17 protein-coding genes and 1 other annotated feature are annotated in these 20578 nt (G+C 61.2%); of the genes, 8 read left to right on the forward strand and 9 right to left on the reverse strand.

The features are described 5' to 3' along the window. The first annotated feature begins 8 nt into the window (after window positions 1-8). Genes ntrB through cysG form a run of 6 tightly spaced genes read left to right on the forward strand, consistent with a single transcriptional unit; the run spans window position 9 to window position 8630 of the window. A complete protein-coding gene (gene ntrB, locus BJF91_RS07430) occupies window positions 9-911 on the forward strand; it encodes a nitrate ABC transporter permease (protein WP_075613875.1) in 903 nt (300 codons plus the stop codon). Window positions 912-922: 11 nt separating this feature from the next. Then, complete coding sequence (locus BJF91_RS07435; protein WP_075614509.1) at window positions 923-1720, forward strand: ABC transporter ATP-binding protein; 798 nt, start codon at window positions 923-925, stop codon at window positions 1718-1720. A gap of 5 nt (window positions 1721-1725) precedes the next feature. Next, window positions 1726-4176 (forward strand): nitrite reductase large subunit NirB, encoded by a 2451-nt coding sequence (gene nirB / locus BJF91_RS07440; RefSeq protein WP_075613876.1) that lies wholly within the window; start codon window positions 1726-1728, stop codon window positions 4174-4176. A 4-nt stretch (window positions 4177-4180) separates the two neighbouring features. Beyond that, window positions 4181-4519, forward strand: coding sequence for a nitrite reductase small subunit NirD (nirD, locus tag BJF91_RS07445; protein WP_075614510.1), 339 nt, complete (start codon window positions 4181-4183; stop codon window positions 4517-4519). A gap of 3 nt (window positions 4520-4522) precedes the next feature. Then, entirely contained in the window at window positions 4523-7180 is a 2658-nt protein-coding gene (locus BJF91_RS07450; RefSeq protein ID WP_075613877.1) for a nitrate reductase, read from the forward strand. After that, complete coding sequence (gene cysG / locus BJF91_RS07455; RefSeq protein ID WP_075613878.1) at window positions 7152-8630, forward strand: siroheme synthase CysG; 1479 nt, start codon at window positions 7152-7154, stop codon at window positions 8628-8630. Before BJF91_RS07450 ends, cysG begins: the two co-directional genes overlap by 29 nt. A 344-nt stretch (window positions 8631-8974) precedes the next feature. On the opposite strand, the gene BJF91_RS07465 is transcribed toward cysG, so the two are convergent. Beyond that, window positions 8975-10453 carry a SulP family inorganic anion transporter gene (locus BJF91_RS07465; protein WP_075613880.1) on the reverse strand — a complete coding sequence of 493 codons (1479 nt, stop codon included), beginning with the start codon at window positions 10451-10453 and terminating at the stop codon, window positions 8975-8977. A gap of 64 nt (window positions 10454-10517) precedes the next feature. After that, window positions 10518-10573 (reverse strand) — a sequence feature (sul1 is cis-regulatory element that is thought to sense ions involved in sulfur or methionine metabolism; They are found in Alphaproteobacteria). 148 nt (window positions 10574-10721) lie between these two features. Here BJF91_RS07465 and BJF91_RS07470 point away from each other — a divergent pair. Then, window positions 10722-11123, forward strand: coding sequence for a four-helix bundle copper-binding protein (locus tag BJF91_RS07470; protein ID WP_184412813.1), 402 nt, complete (start codon window positions 10722-10724; stop codon window positions 11121-11123). A gap of 10 nt (window positions 11124-11133) precedes the next feature. On the opposite strand, the gene BJF91_RS07475 is transcribed toward BJF91_RS07470, so the two are convergent. Beyond that, window positions 11134-12459 carry an NAD(P)/FAD-dependent oxidoreductase gene (locus BJF91_RS07475; protein ID WP_075613882.1) on the reverse strand — a complete coding sequence of 442 codons (1326 nt, stop codon included), beginning with the start codon at window positions 12457-12459 and terminating at the stop codon, window positions 11134-11136. Window positions 12460-12677: 218 nt separating this feature from the next. On the opposite strand from BJF91_RS07475, the gene BJF91_RS07480 reads away from it, so the two are divergent. Further along, window positions 12678-13154, forward strand: coding sequence for an Lrp/AsnC family transcriptional regulator (locus tag BJF91_RS07480; protein WP_075614511.1), 477 nt, complete (start codon window positions 12678-12680; stop codon window positions 13152-13154). A 12-nt stretch (window positions 13155-13166) separates the two neighbouring features. Here the strand turns inward: BJF91_RS07480 and BJF91_RS07485 are convergent, their stop codons facing one another. The 7 genes from BJF91_RS07485 to BJF91_RS07515 all read right to left on the reverse strand — a co-directional run bounded on the left by BJF91_RS07485 (window position 13167) and on the right by BJF91_RS07515 (window position 20540). Continuing rightward, window positions 13167-14528, reverse strand: coding sequence for an amidase (locus BJF91_RS07485; protein WP_075614512.1), 1362 nt, complete (start codon window positions 14526-14528; stop codon window positions 13167-13169). A 19-nt stretch (window positions 14529-14547) separates the two neighbouring features. Continuing rightward, on the reverse strand, window positions 14548-15762 hold the full coding sequence (locus BJF91_RS07490; RefSeq protein ID WP_075613883.1) for an ABC transporter substrate-binding protein: 1215 nt from the start codon (window positions 15760-15762) through the stop codon (window positions 14548-14550). A 78-nt stretch (window positions 15763-15840) separates the two neighbouring features. After that, window positions 15841-16833, reverse strand: coding sequence for a CobW family GTP-binding protein (locus tag BJF91_RS07495; RefSeq protein ID WP_075613884.1), 993 nt, complete (start codon window positions 16831-16833; stop codon window positions 15841-15843). Continuing rightward, the gene (locus BJF91_RS07500; RefSeq protein ID WP_075613885.1) at window positions 16826-17158 is read right to left on the reverse strand and encodes a hypothetical protein; all 333 of its coding nucleotides are present in this window, start codon (window positions 17156-17158) and stop codon (window positions 16826-16828) included. The genes BJF91_RS07495 and BJF91_RS07500 overlap by 8 nt, the downstream gene beginning before the upstream one ends. A 53-nt stretch (window positions 17159-17211) precedes the next feature. Then, window positions 17212-18093 (reverse strand): polysaccharide deacetylase family protein, encoded by an 882-nt coding sequence (locus tag BJF91_RS07505; protein WP_075613886.1) that lies wholly within the window; start codon window positions 18091-18093, stop codon window positions 17212-17214. Window positions 18094-18135: 42 nt separating this feature from the next. Beyond that, on the reverse strand, window positions 18136-19245 hold the full coding sequence (locus BJF91_RS07510; RefSeq protein ID WP_075613887.1) for an ABC transporter ATP-binding protein: 1110 nt from the start codon (window positions 19243-19245) through the stop codon (window positions 18136-18138). Between the two features lie 62 nt (window positions 19246-19307). After that, complete coding sequence (locus BJF91_RS07515) at window positions 19308-20540, reverse strand: ABC transporter substrate-binding protein (RefSeq protein WP_075613888.1); 1233 nt, start codon at window positions 20538-20540, stop codon at window positions 19308-19310. Between the last annotated feature and the right edge of the window lie 38 nt (window positions 20541-20578).

Below are 20578 nucleotides of genomic sequence, written 5' to 3' on the forward strand. Positions count from 1 at the left end.
GAAACCCAATGTCCGCCACTCTGCGCAAGACCAACACTGAGGCCGCAGCCTCGGCATTGCTGCCGGCCACCGGGGGTAAGGTCGTATCGCTTGCCCGCCGCCCCGCTCCCACCTTCAACGTCAGCCGTATCGGCTTGAACATCCTGCGCAATGTCGTGCCGCCGCTGGTGGTGCTCGCCATCCTGCTCGGCATCTGGCAGATCGCCTGTTCGCATCCCGGCGCCACTCTGCCACCGCCGAGCCAGGTGTGGAGCGAGGCGCACGACCTGATCACCGCGCCCTTCTTCAACAACGGTCCTCAGGATATCGGGCTGGCGCTGCGGGTGCTGGTGTCGCTGGAGCGGGTGGCGATCGGCTTTGGCCTTGCCGCCATTGCCGGCGTCTGTCTCGGCGCCATCGTCGGCCAGAGCGTCTGGGCGATGCGGGGTCTCGACCCGATCTTCCAGATTTTGCGCACCGTGCCGCCGCTGGCCTGGCTGCCGCTATCGCTCGCTGCCTTCCAGAACTCCAACCCCTCGGCAATCTTCGTGATCTTCATCACCTCAATCTGGCCCGTGATCATCAACACAGCCGTCGGCGTGCGCAATATTCCCGACGATTATCGCAATATCGCCCGGGTTCTGCGTCTCAACCCGCTCGAATTCTTTATCCGCATCATGGTTCCGGCTGCAGCGCCTTACATCTTCACCGGACTTCGCATCGGCGTCGGCCTCTCGTGGCTGGCGATCGTTGCGGCTGAGATGCTGACCGGCGGCGTTGGCATCGGCTTCTTCATCTGGGATGCGTGGAACTCGTCGCGCCTGTCAGACATCATCGTGGCCCTCGCCTATATCGGCGTCACCGGCTTCATTCTCGACAAGCTGGTGGCACTGCTGGGCAGCGTCATCACCCGTGGCACCGCGAAAAATTGAGGTTGATGGCCATGAATGCTTACCTGAAAATCGACCATATCGACAAAAGCTTCGAGCGCGGCGGCGTCAAGACCGATGTGCTGAAGGATGTATCGCTCACCATCGACAAGGGCGAGTTCGTCTCGATCATCGGCCATTCCGGCTGTGGCAAGTCCACGCTGCTCAACCTGATTGCCGGTCTGACCCGGGTCTCGTCAGGCGCCGTGCTCTTGGAAAACCAGGAAGTCAACGCTCCGGGACCGGAGCGGGCCGTGGTGTTCCAGAACCATTCGCTGCTGCCCTGGCTGACGGTCTATGAAAACGTCAACCTGGCCGTCTCCAAAGTATTTGCCGGCAAGAAGACCAAGGCTGAAAAGCATGACTGGGTCATGCGCAATCTCGACCTCGTGCAGATGGGCCATGCCAAGGACAAACGGCCTTCGGAAATTTCCGGCGGCATGAAACAACGCGTCGGTATCGCCCGGGCGCTGGCCATGGAGCCCAAAATCCTGCTGCTCGACGAGCCTTTTGGCGCGCTCGATGCTCTGACCCGCGCCCATCTGCAGGATGCCGTGATGGAGATCCATGCTCGGCTCGGGAATACCATGATCATGATCACTCATGACGTGGACGAAGCCGTGCTGCTCTCCGACCGCATCGTGATGATGACCAACGGCCCTGCCGCAAAAATCGGCGAAGTGCTCGATGTGCCGATCCCCCGCCCGCGTGACCGTATCGCGCTGGCATCTGACCGAACCTATCTGAAATCCCGCGAAGCTGTGCTGAAGTTCCTTTACGAACGTCACCGCTTCGTCGAAGCCGCGGAGTAGCCACCATGGCCCAGAAACTCGTCATTATCGGCAACGGCATGGCCCCCGGCCGCATGCTGGAGCACCTTTTCGAACAGGCCCCAGGCCTTTACGACGTCACGATCTTCAACGCCGAACCACGCGTCAACTATGACCGCATCATGCTGTCGCCGGTTCTTTCAGGCGAAAAGACCTTCGAGGACATCATCATCCATGGCGATGGCTGGTACATCGCCAACAACGTCACCCTCTACAAGGGCCACCGGATCACCGCCATTGATCGTAACGCCCGCACCGTAACTTCCGACCATGGCGTGACGGAAAGCTACGACAAGCTTGTCATCGCCACGGGCTCGGTTCCGTTCATCATCCCGGTTCCGGGCAAGGATCTTCCCGGCGTCATTACCTATCGCGATCTCGATGACGTCGACGCCATGCTGCTGGCCGCGCAATCGCGCGAAAAGGCCATCGTCATCGGCGGCGGCCTGCTTGGGCTCGAAGCGGCTGCGGGCCTGGCGCTGCGCGGCATGGATGTGACCGTGCTGCATGTCATGCCGACCCTGATGGAACGCCAGCTCGACCCCGCTGCAGGTTACCTGCTGCAAAAGGCCGTGGAAGAGCGCGGCATCAAGGTCATCACCAAAGCCAATACCAAGCGCATCCTAGGCACCGATCGCGTCGAAGGCATCGAGCTGGACGATGGCACTATCATTCCGGCCACACTCGTCGTTATGGCCGTCGGCATCCGTCCGAATGCGGGTCTTGCCAAGGAGGCAGGCCTCGCCGTCAATCGCGGTATTGTAGTCGATGCCGGCATGCATACATCGGACGGCGACATCTTCGCGGTCGGTGAATGCGCCGAAGTGGACGGCATGGTCTATGGCCTCGTGGCGCCGCTTTATGAAATGGCCCGCGTCGCCGCCTCCCATCTTTCAGGCGACACCAAGCCGGCCTTTGTCCATTCCGACACGCCGACCAAACTGAAGGTCACGGGCATCAACCTCTTTTCTTTAGGTGATTTCGCGGATGGTGACGACCGGGAGGAAATCGTGCTGCGCGATGCCACGGCCGGTATCTACAAGCGCGTCGTTATCAAGGATAATCGCATTATCGGCACGGTTCTCTATGGCGAGACCTCCGACGGCGCCTGGTTCAACGACCTGAAGAAAAAAGGCACCGATATTTCCGCCATGCGCGACACGTTGATCTTCGGCCAGTCCTACCAGGGGGGCACCCCGCTGGACCCTATGGCGGCCGTTGCAGCCTTGCCGGATGATGCGGAAATCTGCGGCTGCAACGGCGTCTGCAAGGGCAAGATCGTCACCTCCATTACCTCCAAGGGCCTGACGGCGCTGGATGAAGTTCGTGCCCATACGAAAGCTTCCGCCTCCTGCGGCAGCTGCACCGGCCTTGTCGAGCAGCTGATGTCGCTGACGCTGGGCGATGCTTACAACCCCGCCGCCGTCACGCCGATGTGCACCTGCACAGAGCTTGGCCACGACGACGTGCGCCGGCTGATCAAGGCCAAGGGGCTGAAGACGATCCCTGCCGTTATGCAGGAGCTGGAATGGAAGACCTCCTGCGGCTGCGCCAAATGCCGCCCCGCCCTCAACTACTATCTCGTCTGCGACTGGCCGGATGAATATGCCGACGACTACCAGTCGCGTTTCATCAACGAGCGGGTGCATGCCAATATCCAGAAGGACGGCACCTATTCCGTCGTGCCGCGCATGTGGGGCGGCGTCACCTCGGCGGCCGAGCTTCGCGCCATCGCCGATGTGGTCGACAAGTTCGAAATCCCAATGGTGAAGGTCACCGGTGGCCAGCGCATCGACCTGCTCGGCATCGAGAAGGAAAACCTGCCCGCCGTCTGGGCCGATTTGGGCAAGGCCGGGTTCGTGTCAGGCCAGGCCTATGCCAAGGGCCTGCGCACAGTAAAGACCTGCGTTGGCGAGCAATGGTGCCGCTTCGGCACGCAGGATTCCACCGGCTTCGGCATCAAGCTCGAGAAATTCATGTGGGGCTCCTGGACGCCGGCCAAGCTAAAGCTGGCCGTTTCCGGCTGCCCGCGCAATTGCGCGGAGGCGACCTGCAAGGACATCGGCGTGATCTGCGTCGATAGCGGCTTCGAAATTCATTTCGCCGGCGCTGCTGGCCTCGACATCAAGGGCACCGAAGTTCTCGGCCTCGTCAAGACCGAGGAGGAAGCGCTGGAGCATATCGTAGCGCTGACGCAGATGTACCGCGAGCAGGCCCGCTATCTGGAGCGCATCTACAAATGGGCCAAGCGCATCGGCTATGACGAGGTCCGTCGCCAGATCATGGATGATGGCGACAAGCGCCGCGCCTATTTCGACCGCTTCGTCTTTTCGCAGAAATTTGCTCAGGTCGACCCTTGGTCGGAGCGTGTCTCCGGCAAGGACAAGCATGAGTTCAAGCCGATGGCGACCATCGGCCATGCCCAAGCCGCGGAGTGAGATCATGGAAAACAACTGGATCGCCATTGGCCATATCGACGACATCCCGCTGCGCGGCGCACGCTGCGTGAAGACGCCTCAGGGCAAGATCGCCGTGTTTCGCACCGCCGAAAACGAAGTCTTCGCCATCGAGGACCATTGCCCCCACAAGGGCGGCCCGCTTAGCCAAGGCATCGTCCATGGCAAGGCCGTCACCTGCCCGCTGCACAACTGGGTGATTTCGCTGGAAAGCGGCAAGGCACTCGGCGCGGATGAGGGCGCGGTTGCCACCATCGACATCCGCAACGAGGCAGGCGCGCTGTCCATCCGCCTCACCCACCAGATGATGGCGGCAGCGGAGTAAATCATGGCGCACGAGGTCAAGACCACCTGCCCCTATTGCGGCGTCGGCTGCGGCGTGATCGCCAAAGTGGAAGAGAATGGCGCCGTCAGCATCAAGGGCGATCCGGACCATCCAGCCAATTACGGCCGGCTCTGCTCCAAGGGTTCGGCGCTCGGAGAAACGCTTGACCTTGATGGCCGGGCGCTTTACCCGACCGTCGACGGCAAGCGCCAGAGCTGGGATGCAGCCCTTGACCTCGTGGCCGAGACATTTTCGCGGACCATATCCGAGCAAGGGCCTGACTCCGTCGCCTTCTATCTCTCAGGGCAATTGCTGACCGAGGATTATTACGTCGCCAACAAGCTGATGAAGGGCTTCATCGGCTCGGCCAATATCGACACCAATTCGCGCCTGTGCATGGCTTCCTCTGTTGCCGGCCACAAGCGGGCTTTCGGCGCCGATACCGTGCCGGGCAATTACCGGGATCTGGAACTGGCCGATCTCGTGGTGCTTGTCGGGTCCAACATGGGCTGGTGCCATCCGGTCCTTTATCAGCGGCTGGCGGCGGAAAAGGCCAAGCGGCCCGGACTGAAGGTCGTGGTCATCGACCCGCGCCGCACGGCAACGTCTGATATTGCCGACCTGCATCTGTCGATCCGGCCGGATGGCGATGTGGCGCTGTTCAACGGTCTGCTCGCCCATTTGGTTGAAGCCGGCGCCATCGATCAATCCTATATTGCCGCCCATACGACAGGTTTCGCCGAGACCTTTTCGGCAGCCGCCAGCCAATCCTTTGCCGATCTGCTGGACGCGACCGGCTTGCCGGCCATGCAGATCAGGCAATTCTTCCAGATGTTTGCCGCAACGGAGCGGAGCGTCACCTGCTACAGCCAGGGGGTCAATCAGTCCTCGCTTGGCACCGACAAGGTCAATGCGATCATCAATTGCCATCTGGCCACCGGCCGCGTGGGTAAGCCGGGCTGCGGTCCATTCTCCCTTACCGGCCAGCCCAACGCCATGGGCGGGCGCGAAGTCGGCGGCCTCGCCAATATGCTGGCCGCCCATATGGAAATCGCCAATCCTGATGATCGCGACCGGGTGCGGCGTTTCTGGGCATCACCGTCGATTGCTGAGAAGCCGGGCCTGAAAGCAGTCGAAATGTTCCAGGCTGTGGCAGATGGCCGGATCAAAGCCTTGTGGATCATGTCGACCAATCCCGTCGTCTCCATGCCCGATGCCGATGCCGTCAAGGCGGCGATTGCCGCCTGCCCCTTCGTGGTTGTCTCCGACATCCAGGCGGACACTGACACTGCGCAGCTGGCGCATGTGTTGCTGCCAGCCGCCGGCTGGGGCGAAAAGAGCGGCACGGTGACCAATTCCGAACGGCGCATCTCCCGCCAGCGGCCCTTCAAGCTCGCCCCCGGCGAAGCACGGCCAGACTGGTGGCAGATGGCAGAGGTCGGTCGGCGCATGGGCTTTGCCGAGGCTTTCGCCTACAGTTCTCCCGCCGAGATTTTTGCCGAACACGCCAGCCTTTCTGCGTTTGAAAATCACGGCAGCCGCGACTTCGATATCGGCGCCTATGCCACGGCAAGGGAAGCCGATTACGAGGCACTCATCCCCTTCCAATGGCCGCAGCAGGCTGGCGAGACGGCGAGCGAGAGTCGGTTCTTCGCCAATGGTGGCTTCTACCATGCCGATGGCAAGGCCCGTTTCATCGTCTGCGACACCGCCGCCCCGGAACGGGTGAAGGCCGATTTCCCCTTCACGCTCAACACTGGCCGGGTGCGAGATCATTGGCATACGATGACCCGCACCGCGAAAAGCGCTCGGCTGTCTGCGCACCTCGCCGAACCGTTTGCGGAAATTCATCCGCTCGACGCGGCCAGTCTTGGCCTTGCCGATGCAGCGCTGGTGGAACTGACGAGCGAGACTGGGGCACGGATCCTCGTTCGCACTCTAGTCACCGCGAGGCAAAGCCGGGGATCGATCTTCGTGCCTATGCACTGGACGGGTGAAACCGCCTCACTGGCACGCGTCGACACCTTGGTTCCCTCTGTTACTGATCCAATATCCGGGCAACCAGCCCTTAAACATGTCGGCGTCTCGGTCAAACCTTACAACGCCCATGCCTACGGCTTTGCCGTTACCGCGCAGAAGCCGATCGGTCTCGATGCCACCTACTGGGCACTTGCGAAGGCCGACAATGGCTGGCGTCTGGAACTGGCGTTTGACAGTGCCGAAGACTGGGAAAGCTGGGCGCGCGCCACCCTCGGCGTGCCCGATAGTGCCGATATGGTCGGCTACGGCGATGCCACGACCGGCGATCATCGGCTGGCCTTTTTTGACGGCGACAGGCTCTGTGCCGCCCTGTTCATCGCCCGCCAGCCGGTCGCGGTGTCGCGCAATTGGGCAGCAGCACAGTTGGCCGGTGATTTTTCGGATCGTCGCAGCCGGTATGGCCTGATCGCCGGGCGGCCAAGCGCAGGCGAAGTCGATCCGGGCGCCATCGTCTGCTCGTGCTTTTCGGTCGGCATTAACCAGATCGCCAATGCCGTGACCGACGGCTGCCGCACGACGGAAGAAATCGGCCAATGTCTCAGTGCCGGCACCAATTGCGGCTCTTGCCGCGCCGAAATCAGGAGGATCATCGATGACATCACCATTCTTGCCGCAGAATGATCCATCCCGCACAGAGCGCGTCGCGCCGCTTGCAAAGTTGCCGGTCTTCTGGGGGCTGGAGGGAAAACGGGTCATCGTCGCCGGCGGCTCGGAGGGTGCCGCCTGGAAAGCCGAACTGCTGGCAGCCTGCGGGGCCAATGTCGACGTCTACTGCCCGGACGAAGAGCTCTGCGACACCTTCCGCACGCTTGTTGCCGCAGACGACCGCATTCGCCATTACGCTCATTGCTGGCATATAGGTCTATTCGACCATGCCGCCCTCGCCCTTGCCGATTGCGAAACGGACGAGGAAGCACTCGCCTTTGCCTGCGCTGCGCGGGCAGCCGGCGTCCCCTATAACGTCATCGACAAGCCGGCCTATTGCCAGTTCCAGTTCGGCTCCATCGTCAATCGCTCACCGGTCATCGTGTCGATTTCCACCGATGGCGCCGCGCCGATCCTCGGCCAGGCGATCCGCCGGCGCATCGAAACGCTGCTGCCACCGGCGCTGAAGCAATGGGCGGAGTTAGCGCAGTCCGTTCGGGGAAGAGTCAACGAGACGCTTGCCCCCGGCCCGGCGCGCCGCAGTTTCTGGGAGCGCTTCGTCAATAGAGCATTTTCCGGCAATCAGCCGCCCGCCGATGGAGAGGAGCAGTCCCTCCTGCATCACGCCGCCACAAACGGCGGAGCGGCATCGAATGGACGCGTGACCCTGGTCGGCGCTGGCCCTGGCGACGCGGAACTGCTGACGCTCAAGGCCGTTCGCGCGCTGCAATCGGCCGATGTCATTCTATTCGACGATCTGGTGTCGCCTGATGTCCTGGAACTGGCCCGGCGCGAGGCAAAGCGCATGCTGGTTGGCAAACGCGGCGGCCGGGAAAGCTGCAAACAGGACGACATCAACGAGATGATGGTGCGGTTTGCCAAGGCGGGGAAGCGGGTCGTGCGGCTGAAGTCCGGCGATCCGATGATATTCGGGCGGGCCGGCGAAGAAATTGCACGGCTTGCCGATGAAGGCATCGCCGTCGACGTCGTGCCCGGCATCACCGCCGCTAGCGCCATGGCCGCCACGCTCGGCATATCGCTGACGCACCGCGACCACGCCCAATCGCTGCGGCTGGTAACCGGCCATTCCCGCCATGGCGATCTGCCGGAAGGGCTGAACTGGAACGACATGGCGAACCCGTCCGTCACGACGGTCTTCTACATGGGCGGCCGCATGGCGGCGCGTATCGCGCAAAATATGATGGCAGCCGGCATGGCCGCCGCAACACCTGTTGTGGTGATGACATCGATCACCCGCGCAGATCAGACCGCTTGGCGCGGCTGTCTCGCGGAACTCGGTGCCGCCGTCTCTGATATCGGCGTCGACAACCCTATCCTGATTGGCGTCGGCTCAGCCTTTGCGCAGCCGGGGATCTTGTCGGTTGAGGAAGATGGGAGCGAGGAACACTTCCGCGCGCGCGCGTAAAAGCGAAGCCCTACTGCATAAGAATTACGCAGCGAATTTAACGTGTTACAGCGTCATTAGTGCGGTTTACAAAACGCACAGCGCTCTAAAATACGAAAAGCCCGCCGCGGGAGGAGGTGCGGCAGGCTTTTCGAAAACAATGAACGACGACTGGGAGGAGGAGTGTCGTCATTCCGACGGGCCGCTTTGGGAGGAGGAGAAGCTGGCCCGTAAATCGAAGCTCGGCGGGAGGAGGAGTGCGTCGCTTCGATGGAATTATATATACCTCAAATCAGCACAATTTCGAGGCAGTTTTACGCAAGTCTGCCATGCGCTATGCGCGTAGCGAATTGCTAAATGGTTAATCAATGCCCAACCGATAGAATGGCCTCCGGGTCACGATGCAGGGCAAAGCGGTCCATCATATGTGCGCTTGCGACATTCAGGCCCTTCACGTCAACGGTTGCTCCCTTGGCGCGCAGCTTCAGCACGATCTTGTCGAGGGCGCCCACGGCCGTGATATCCCAGAAATGGGCCTGGGTGACATCGATGACGATGGCTTTTGCCTCGTGATCAAAATCGAATGCCGCAATGAAGGCTTCCGACGAGGCAAAGAAGATCTGGCCGTCCACTCGGTATAGCCTCGAACCGTCTGCATGATCTTCCGCCGCCACATGGACCATGCGGGCCACTTTTCCGGCAAAGAACACGCCTGACAGCAGCACACCGACCAGCACGCCCTTCGACAGATCATGCGTTGCAACCACAACGACGACAGTTGCCAGCATGACAAGCGAGGACGACGGCGGGTTCTTCCTGAGATCGAGGATCGAGCGCCAGGAGAAGGTGCCGATCGATACCATGATCATGATGGCCACCAGCGCCGCCATCGGCACGACGCGCAGGATATCGTCCAGCACTAGCAGCAATGTCAGAAGGAAGACCCCGGCAACGAAAGTGGACAAACGCCCGCGCCCGCCCGAGGAAATGTTGATGACGGACTGGCCGATCATGGCGCAGCCCCCCATGCCGCCAAACAGGCCAGCAGCGATATTGCTGGCGCCCTGCCCGATGCATTCCTGGCTCTTGTTGCTCTGCGTGTCCGTCATGTCATCGACGATTTGCGCGGTCAGCAGCGATTCCAGCAGACCGACAGCGGCGAGCGCCACGGAATAAGGAAAGATGATCTGTAGCGTCTCAAACGTCAGCGGCACCTGTGGCCAGCCAAAGATTGGCAGGCTGGAGGGCAATTCACCGAGGTCGCTGACGCTGCGGACATCAAACCCGAACCACCAGGTCGCCGCCGTCAACACGGCAATCGCCACCAGCGGCGACGGGACGGCCTTGGTCAGGCGCGGGAAGAGATAGATGATGGCAAGCGCAATGGCGATCATCACGAAGGTCGACGGTGGCCGTCCGAGCAATTCAGGCAATTGCGCCATGAAGATCAGGATGGCGAGCGAGTTGACGAAGCCGGTCATGACCGAGCGCGACACGAAGCGCATCAGCCGGCCGAGTTTCAGGAAGCCCGCGAGGATCTGCAGAAGGCCCATCAGCACTGTCGCGGCAAACAGATATTGAATGCCGTGGTCCTTGACCAGGCCGCCAATCAGCACCGCAGTCGCCGCTGTTGCGGCAGAAATCATGCCGGGGCGGCCGCCGCAAATGGCGGAAACGCAGGCGATGATGACGGAGGCAAATAGGCCGATCTTCGGATCGACCCCGGCAATGACCGAAAAGCCGATGGCTTCGGGAATAAGGGCGAGAGCCACGACAATGCCGGAGAGGATATCGCCACGGATATTCGAGGACCAGTCTCGCTGGTAACGTTCAAGTTTTTTCATGGATTTTTCACAAGGGTTCAGCGCTGACCGAATGAACGGTCCAACATGTTTCAAAAATGTTGTGCGTTGTCTGGCGGATCGGCGGCCAGAATAGCCACCCGGAATTGCACCGGGTCCAGGGTTAATGCCCTTGTCTATACGGCTTGTCAGCGAATTGTTCAATCCGCGACGTCGAGCTTTCGCCAGAAAAGTTGGAACAGCGGTGTCCCAGTGCGGTTAAAGCTCAAAGCTGGGGCTTAGCGAGACACTCGAACTGATGGAGAGAGCTATGCATGTCCGCGAAATGATTTCCACCCACCCGCATTTCCAGGGAAAAGCAGCCGATGCACTGCTGGCCTGCATCGAGCAATGTTATGCCTGCGCCCAAACCTGCACCAGCTGCGCCGACGCCTGCCTGGGAGAAGCCGAGATAGCGCCGCTCGTCCAGTGCATTCGCCGCAATCTCGACTGCGCAGATTTATGCATGGCAACCGGCGCCATGGCCTCGCGCCGCACCGGTTCAAACATTGAAGTGCTACGCGCCGCTCTTAACGCTTGCGCAGAAGCCTGCAGGGTTTGCGGCGCAGAATGCCGCGGCCATGCCGAGATGCACGAACATTGCCGCATCTGCGCCGACGCTTGCCAGAGCTGCGAGCAGGCCTGCCGAATGGCCCTGCCTCAGGTGCACTGATCGGAAACTTTCAGAAGCTGGCGACCTTGCCCCAGGCGGAGGTCGCCAGCCGCTCTGGCCGGTAATCCTCGGGATCGACAATCGGCTCGGCGCCCGTGATCAGGTCGGCAATCAGATGACCGGCTCCCGGGCCGATGCCGAAGCCATGACCGCTGAAGCCGGCGGCGAGGATGAAGCCAGGCAGCGTTGGAATTTCGCCGATAGCAGGCACACCATCCGGCGTGCTGTCGATATAGCCGGCCCAGCTTGCTGCAATCGGCTTTCCGGCCAATGCCGGCAGCAATTCACCGGCGCGGCGATAGGTTTCCGCCACCAGCCTGGCATCGGGCTTGGGATCGAGTATCCGGTTGCGCTCCATTGGCGTTGCCTTGTCGAGCGCCCATTTGGCAAGCGACTCGTGGCCGCTGCGCAGCCCCTCTGTCGTGCCCGGCTTCAGGCTCTTCCAGCGGCGCTGAAACATAGGCAGAAATGCCTTGCCGTAGCGGATCTGCTGCGGCGTGAGGTCAACACTGGCGCGGCCGCTGATCGCCAATGTATAGCCGCCATCGCTGCGCTTCGTCACGGAGACGCGGGCGGTGTGCAGTGCATCCGGTAAGCCTTCGATACCAGGTCCGACAGCCAGGATCGACGACCGAACCGAGGCCTGCGGAAACCTGATATCGAGCTGGTTGCAAAAGGACGATGCCCAGGCCCCGCCCGCCATGACGACGGTTTTGGTGCGGATCGTGCCTTTTTCCGTCACCACGGCGCTAACGCGGCCGGCCTCGGTCTCCAGCCCGCGCGCAGCACAGTTCTGCACCACAGTGCCGCCGAATTTCGCCACACCACGAGCAATGACCGGTGCTGCCTTGTTGGGCGCAGCGATGCCGTCGCTTGGCGAAAAGACACCGCCGAGCCAGGATTTTCCCGTCGCCCTGCCCCGTTCTGATGCTTCCTTTGCGGAGAGTACATGGGTGGTGACGCCAACCGTTGCGGCAAAGTCGCGCCATTTTGCCCAAGTGGCGATTTCGGCCTCGCTATTGCTGAGATACAGCAGGCCGCAGCGGCGAAAGCCGACATCCTCGCCAATCTCTTCGGCAAATCGATCCCAGAGATCAAGGCTCTTTGTTGCCATCGGCAATTCGCGCGCATCGCGGTTCTGCTGGCGGCACCAGCCCCAATTGCGGCTCGATTGCTCGGCGCCGATCTGTCCCTTTTCAAGCAGCACCACGTCAACGCCGCGCTTGGCCAGATAATAGGCCGTGCAGGTCCCGACGATGCCGCCGCCGATAACGACGACATCGGCCGAGGCCGGAAGGCTGGAATGGGTTTCGATCCGCATGAGGGGTGCGCGCATGGCAAGCTCCTTAGTTGACTGCCAGCATAGGGATTTCGCTCAGCGAAAAGCACCGCGATTGCGCGAGATTCAGCATATCCTTCCGTTTTTCAACCGAGATGATGCTGCGCCGATGCCGAGGCTTTTCAAAGCTTTCCAGCCTGTTGAAAGGCCTTTCATCGCTTGCTCTTTGCTGGTCGAAGCATATTATGCTGAAAACAAGACAGGGAAGCAGTCGCGTGAAGCTCGACAGGATCGACATCAAGATTCTCTATGAATTGCAGAAGAATGGCCGGATCACCAATGTGGAACTGGCTGAGTTGGTGAACCTGTCGCCAAGCCCCTGCCTGATGCGGGTGAAAAAACTGCAGTCGGAAGGCTTCATCGAAGGTTATTCCGCGCAGATCAACGTCAGCAAGCTTGGCCAGACGCTGACTGTCTTTACCGAGATCACCCTCAAGAACCACCGACAGATCGATTTCGCCCGCTTTCTTGCCGCCGTCGAGAAGGTCGATCAGGTGATCGAATGCCATCTCGTGTCCGGCGGCTACGATTACATGCTGAAATTCGTCACCGCTGGGATCGGCGAATATCAGGCGATCATGGAACGTCTGACCGATATGGATATCGGCATCGACAAATATTTCAGCTTCGTGGTGCTGAAATCGCCGATCGTCAAATCGCATATGCCGCTGACCAGCCTGTTTCCGATGTAGAGTCCTAAGGGTTTAGCCGCGAACAATCGCCTCAGCGGAAAGCGCAAGACCCAGCAACCTCTCATCATCCCGCGCCAGTGCCGAGATCTGCAGGCCAACCGGCATATCGGCGTCACCAGTGCCGCAAGGGATGGAGACGGCGCACCAGTCGAGGAAATTGCCCAGCATGGTATTGCGCAGGGTCTTGGCATTGGTGGCAACAAACAGATCGTCATCGACAGCCAGCGGCGCCGTCAGCGGTGCGACATGGGCCACAGTCGGCGTCAGGATAAACTCGTCCGGTCCAAGATCTTCGGCAAAAGCAGCGATCAGCCTTTCCCGCCCTTCCAGCAAGTTGATGTAGGCGCCAAGCCCGATGGCTTCGCCAAGCCTGGCGCGGGTCGCGACGCGGTGATCCATGCGGCTGGCGGCTTCGCCATGCAGGCGTTCGCGGTGCAGGACATAGGCCTCGGCTGTCACCAGCGGCCCATGCGCCGCCAGAAGATCGAGCACGGCTTGCATCACCGGAAATTCCTTACGGCGCACCACGGCACCTGCCTCTTCCAGCCGGCGGATGGCAGCCTCGAAAACGACGACGACCCCGGTTTCGGCACCATTGAAGAATATGGTTTCCGGCACGACGAAGCGGCAACCGGCGAGCGGCTGGCGCACCACCTGCGGCTGGGTCAGGCCGCACATGGCGGCGTCGATCCAGACAGCGTCCTGCACCGTTCGGCAGAGTGGCCCGAGCGAATCCAGGCTCTTCGACAGCGGGAAGACCCCGCGCATGGAATAACGGCCCCGCGTTGCCTTATAGCCGACAATGCCGTTGAAGGCGGCGGGGATGCGCACCGACCCGCCGGTATCGGTTCCCATCGCGACTGGCACCAGTCCGGCTGCAACAGCAACGCCCGACCCGGAAGACGAACCGCCGGGAACCCGTGCGGCATCCTTGCCATGTGGATTTTGCGGGGTGCCATAATGCGGATTGACGCCGAGTCCGGAAAAGGCAAATTCGCTCATATTCACCTGGCCGATCGAGATCATACCGACGCTGGCAAGCGCTGAGACCACATCAGCATCGCGCTCCGCCGGCGGATCTGTGGCCAGCACGACGGAACCCGCGGTCGTCGTCACACCTTCGAGATCGAACAGATCCTTCCAGGCAACAGGGATGCCATCCAACATCCCAAGCGACCGGCCATCGCGGATGCGCGCGGCCGAAGCCTCTGCCTCGCGCAGCGCCCGCTCTGCCGTCAACCGGGTAAAGACCGTTTGGTCGGCGTAGCCGTTGACGGCATCAAGCGTCTGCTGCGCCAGATCGCGCGGGTCGAGCGCGCCTGATTGGATCAGCACGGAAAGCTGAGCAATGCTCTTGCCGGAATTCGCGGTCATATCAGTCTCCATTGTTCTTTCAGTCCGCAACCAACTGCATCCAGCGGCGAACCAGGTAATTGTGCTCGTCCATCGTCGTGTTCCACACGGCAATCCGGTTGGCGCGCTGCCAGTAATCGCCACCACTGCGGCGCTGGCCAGCCTTGATGCGGATGGCGCCATCGGGTCCGGGCAGGTCGGTCTCAGCCGGAAGGCCGCCATACCAGTAGTCCCATTCCGGTTTGGTCAGATAGGCGCGCGAACGCTCCGGCGTCGACATGTAATAGCCTTGGCGGGCCACGACAGCGCCCGGCCAGCCGGAAATCCACCAGTTGAGATAGTCATAGGCCACGTCCAGCATCCGGCCATCGAGATTGCGCGACAGGCAGAGTCCCCCATGCCAGGCGCGGTAGCCCTCCGCCGGCACCGCCTGCTCCACCGCCATGCCCTGGCCGGTCAGGATGGTGATCCCTGTCGACCACATGCTCTGGATATCCGTCTGACCTTGCGCCATCAGCGCTGCGGCATCCTCGGCCGTGCGCCAGAAGCCCTTGAAGAAACCAGCCTTCTTCTTCTCTGCCAGAATGGCGATCAGGCGGTCGATCTCAGCTGTCGTCATGTTGCCGATCGTGTCAAAGCGCATCAGACCGGCGGCTTCGGCGGCAAGGGCCGCGTCGAAAATGCCGATGGCGGGCTCATCGACCAGTGCCACGCGGCCGGACCAGCGCTCGTCCAGCAAGCTCGCCCAACTGGAAACGCTGGAGCAATCCATTTTATCGGACCGATAGGCGAAACTGTCGAAATTATGGGTGGTGGGCAGCATGGAGATCTGCCCGGTTGGACGCCCCCCGAGCGACAGGTCCGGCTGCACGAACAGTTTCTTCACCGGCGCATCTCCCTTGCCGAGTTCCGCGCTCGGCCCGAGCCTGCCGGTCTTGGTGAGATCGGTAATTTCATCCCAGAGCGCGATGCGTTTCAAATCGATCGGCTGAATCGCACGCCAGTACCAAACGATGTCAAGGTTATGAAAGCACTGGTCGTAGATGTCGTAGTGCTCGGGGCCTTGAGCTGCCTTATGCTGGGTGGTGAGGAAGTCATTGTTGTCGAACACGACCTCAATGCCGAGATCCTGCTCCGCCCGAAGCCGCAACTGTTCCAGCAGCGAAATCGCCGTGCCCAGCACCCGCAGACGCGGCTTGCCCTTGGCATGCACGGCAGGAGCCGGATAGGCGCTGGGCGGATTATGCGTGTTCATTGCGGACCCGTCGATTCTTCATGTGCTGCGCCCCGCGTGAGCGTAAAACCGCGAAGCCTGCAATGCCATGCCCTGATGTCATTTTATCGCAAAGGCCTCGAAGGATCTGCGGATCAGCGCGGTATCCAGCCCGTCGACGATGAAGACCAGCCGCGAGCGCCGGTCGTCCGATGGCCAACCTGCCATATGCACCGGCGGATGCACGAGATGCTGGACGCCATGAATGGCAACGGGCCGTTCCTCGCCTGCAATATTGAGGATGCCCTTGACGCGGATCACCCGCGCGCCGTGCCGGTTGAGCAGCATGGTCAGCCAGAGGCCGAAACCTGTCCAATCCACGGGCCGGTCGACTGTAACGACGAAGGAGCGGAAATCGCCGCTATGTCCGGTCTCCTCTGGGCTTTCGCAATAGAAACCGCTGGCAGATTGCAGGATATCGCCGCGTTGGCTGGCATCGTCGTCCAACAGCCGGGCCGGCGCAAAATCCGCGTCAGCAGCAAGCACAAGCGCCGCATCGGGATTGATCGCGGAGAGGCGCGCTGCCAGATTCCCCTGCCCCGCCGCTTCCGCCATATCCGTCTTGGTCACCACCAGCCGGTCGGCGATGGCCACCTGGCGCGCCGATTCACCATAGGTATCGAGTTGGGCCAGACCGTTCACAGCATCGACGGTGGTGATGACATTGCCATGGCGGAAATGATGGCGCAGCACCGGATCGGCCTTCAGCGTCGACAGGATCGGGAATGGATCGGCAAGGCCGGTGCTTTCGATCACCACCCGGCGGAAGGGCGCGATCTCGCCGCGCTCGCGCCGCTCATGCAGGGTGCGAACAGCGTCCGCGAGATCGCCTCTAATCGTGCAGCAGACGCAGCCGGATTGCAGCAATACGGTATCGCCATCGACCGTTTCCACCAGATCATGGTCGAGGCCGATTTCGCCGAATTCATTGATAAGCACAGCCGTTTCGGCAAGAGCTGGATCGGCAAGAAGCCGCTTCAGCAGCGTCGTCTTGCCCGAACCGAGAAAGCCGGTCAGCAGGTTGACTGGAGTAAATTGCGGAATGTCAGCCATGGTTCTCCGCTTCCATCCGCGCGATCATTAAAGGGTCCAGCGGATCGCAAAACCGGCCGGAAAGAGCTTCCGCCGCCCGCCAGAGATGGCCGAGATCCTCGATAATTTCGGTCTTCCCGGTCAGGCTGGAGAGCAGATAAGAAGCGCCCTGCCAATCGGACACCGTCAAACCGTAGGCCTTCAGGATGCGGTTGGCAGCGCTGACGCGGTTCATCCGCTCACGCCGACGGTCGACCGGCTCGCCATTGCGGGTATAGACGCCCGGCCGGGCCACCGCATCAGCCCAATGGTCGTTGCCGCCAATCACGCCGCAGAGCGAACACATACACATCTCCTATTCAGAAAGTGGGGCGGGTCATACCCACCCCTATTCTTAGCTTATTTCTTGCGCGGGAAGCGCTTGGCGAAATCATCGGCGATCTCATTCATGGTGACGAATTTCACGCCCGGATGCTTGCTCATGTGGGCGTAGAGGCGTTCCAGCATCATCAGCACCTGCGGGCGGCCCGCAACGTCGGGATGAATGGTGATCGGGAAGACCGCGTAGTCCATCTCCCGATAGACCCAATCGAACTGGTCGCGCCAGATTTGCTCGATATCGTGCGGATTGACGAAGCCGTGGCTGTTGGGCGACTTCTTGATGAACATCATCGGCGGCAGGTCGTCGAGATACCAAGAGGCCGGGATTTCGATGAGGTCGGTCTCGTGGCCGCGCTTCAAAGGCACCATCCAGTCCGCCGGCTTCTTGGAATAGTCGATCTTGGTCCAGCTATCGCCGACACGCACATAGTAGGGCGTAAAATCGTTGTGCATCAGCGAATGATCGTATTTGATCCCGCGCTCCAGCAGCAATTCGTTGGTGACATTGGAAAACTCCCACCAGGGCGCGACATAGCCGGTCGGGCGCTTGCCCGAGAGCTTGGTGACCAGCTCGATGCACTTGTCGAGCACTTCGGTTTCCTGCTCGCGGGTCATAGCGATCGGGTTTTCGTGGGTATAACCGTGAATGCCGATTTCATGCCCGGCATCGGCCACCGCCTGCATCTGCTCCGGGAAGGTCTCGATGGAATGGCCGGGGATGAACCATGTGGTCTTGATGCCGAAGCGTTCGAACAGTTTCAGCAGGCGCGGTGCGCCGACTTCCCCGGCAAACAGGCCGCGGGAGATATCGTCGGGCGAATCCTCGCCGCCGTAAGAGCCGAGCCAACCGGCGACAGCATCGACGTCGATGCCGAAGCTGCAAAAGATTTCCTTGGCCATGGTGTTTCTCCTTACTGAGTTTCTTAGGCTGGGGTTTTAAGCTCAATGGGCGGGGATGACGGTGGCGTCTGACGGCTTCCACGACAGGAAGACCTCCGAGCCCACGGGAAAATCATCCGGCCGGTATTTCTCGACATGGGCTTCGAGCGATAGCGACCGCCCATCCGCCAACTGGGCCGAGATATGCGAGACATGGCCGACGACATCGGCGCGCAGAATGCGGGCATCCACTGCATTGCCGCCATTGGCTGCGGCGACCTCTTCCCGGCCCCGCCCGACGCTCGCATGCAGCGCCATCGCTTCGGCCGGCACGACGATACTGACTGCCTCGCCATCGGCAACTGCGCCATTCGCCGCGCCGCTCAACAGACCGGCCGGCGTCTCGACCCGCCATGCCCCGGCGCCATCAGCCCGCGCCTGCCCCTTGAATATCGCATTGCGACCGATGAACTGCGCCACGAAAGGCGTGTCCGGCCGCGTATAGAGCTGATGCGGCGGGCTGACCTGCTCCACCCGACCCTGGTTCATAACCACGACGCGGTCGGACAGCGCCAGGGCTTCCGACTGCGCATGGGTGACGAAGATGAAGGTAACGCCCAGCGTCCGCTGCAGGATTTTCAGCTCGTTTTGGATCGCCTTGCGCAAGTTGGCGTCGAGCGCGCCAAGCGGCTCGTCGAGCAACAGAATATCAGGCTCGATCACAAGACCGCGCGCCAGCGCCACCCGCTGACGCTGACCACCCGACAGCTTTTCCGGCTTGCGCTCGGCAATGTCTTCGAGACCCAGCGTGGCGATAATCCGGTCCACCTTGCGGTCGCGCTCGGCTTTCGCCATGCCCTTGACCTCAAGACCATAGGCGACGTTGCGCCGGACTGTCATATGCGGAAACAGCGCGTAATTCTGGAAGATCGTTGCCGTTGGCCGCTTTTCCGGCGGTACGTCGTTCATCCGCACGCCCTTGATCATCATGTCGCCGGAGGAGATGCTTTCGAAGCCGGCGATCATTCTAAGCGTGGTTGTCTTGCCGCAGCCGGAAGGGCCGAGGAAAGCGATGAACTCGCCTTTGTTCACCGCCAGACTGAAGGCGCTGACGGCAGTGGTGCCATTGTCATAGACCTTGCCCACATCGATCAGTTCCAGGTCGTAAATCATCGGCTTTCTCCAGTCAGGGCATCGCAAAGGGAGGCAGGGCTATCCTGCCTCCCCGTCGTTCGTCAGGCGTTGAGGAACTCATCCCATTTCTGGATCAGATGATCGTATTCGTCCGGCCACTGGTGCCAGTAGGCAACGTTCTTGGCGCGCTCTTCCAGCGAGCCGCCATCGCGCAGATCGCCTTCCTTGATGCCGCGTTCCGCCGCGCCAGCCCAGGGCTTGCCTTCGTACCAGAAGGCATATTTCTCAGGGGCCATGACCTTCTTGATATTGGTCGAGGGGGAGTAATAGCCCTGTTCCGAGACGGCGATGCCAGGCTCGCCCGACAGCCAGTAATCGGCATAGGCGATCACGGCGTCCTTGTTGGTCGTGCCTGCAATCATCGACGGGCCAATCGCCCAGGCGCGGTAGCCTTCCTTTGGTACCGCATATTTGCAGGGTTTCCCTTGCGCCTTGACCGCCATGACGGCCGGCTGCCAGGCGTCGCACACCACCATTTCGCCAGACGCCATCAGGTTGACGAGCTCACCGAAATCGCCCCAGAGTGCCCGGAACTGACCTTCCTTCTTCTTCGACACCAGGAAGGCAGCGGCCTCGTCGATTTCCTTGGCGCTCGGATTGCCCGGGTTCTTGACGTTCAATAGCCCCAGCGTATTCATCGCCATGATCGCCTGACCGAAGGCAATCAGCGGGTCGGTGTTGAGGCCCGACTTGCCCTTCCACTTCTTGTCGAAGATCGCCGCCCAGCTATTGGCTTCCTCGGCGGAGACCACATCGGGATTGTAGCCGATGGAATCGTAGTTATAGACGGCGGGCACCATGTTCAGCGTGGTCTGGCCTTCATCGGCCCAGATCTGCCCGACGATCTGCGCTTTCCGGTCCCATTTGTCCGAGGGCTTGGTGAAGGTGTCGCGGATATTGGCCCAGTTCTTCAGCCCAGAGGCCGGCACCGGCTCGACATTGTTTGTCATGACGATGGCCGGCAGCCGCTCGGCGATGATTTCCCAGCAGTCGTAATCCTTGGAGCCGGAGAGGATCTTGGTCTGCGCATCCGGGAAGGTTGCCGCCGTTCCTGATGTGCCGCCGACGCCCGACGCCTTCTTGAAGTCGTTGAGAATGCGTTCCTGCACCGTCACCGACAGGCCGATGGTGCGCAGCTGCTGGCTGGCAAGGCTCGCGGCCTGGGCATAGGCAGCGCGCGACGACAAAAACGGCGTGCCCGCCCCCATGGCGAGCGCCATCATGCCGGTGGAGCGTTTGAGAAGCGATCTGCGGTTCAATTCCAGTAAGGACATGTCCGTTCTCCAGTTACGTTGAGTTCCCGATCCGGCTT

The sequence above is a fragment of the Gillisella taibaishanensis genome (assembly GCF_001938985.1).
Taxonomy (GTDB): Bacteria; Pseudomonadota; Alphaproteobacteria; order Rhizobiales; family Rhizobiaceae; genus Allorhizobium; species Allorhizobium taibaishanense.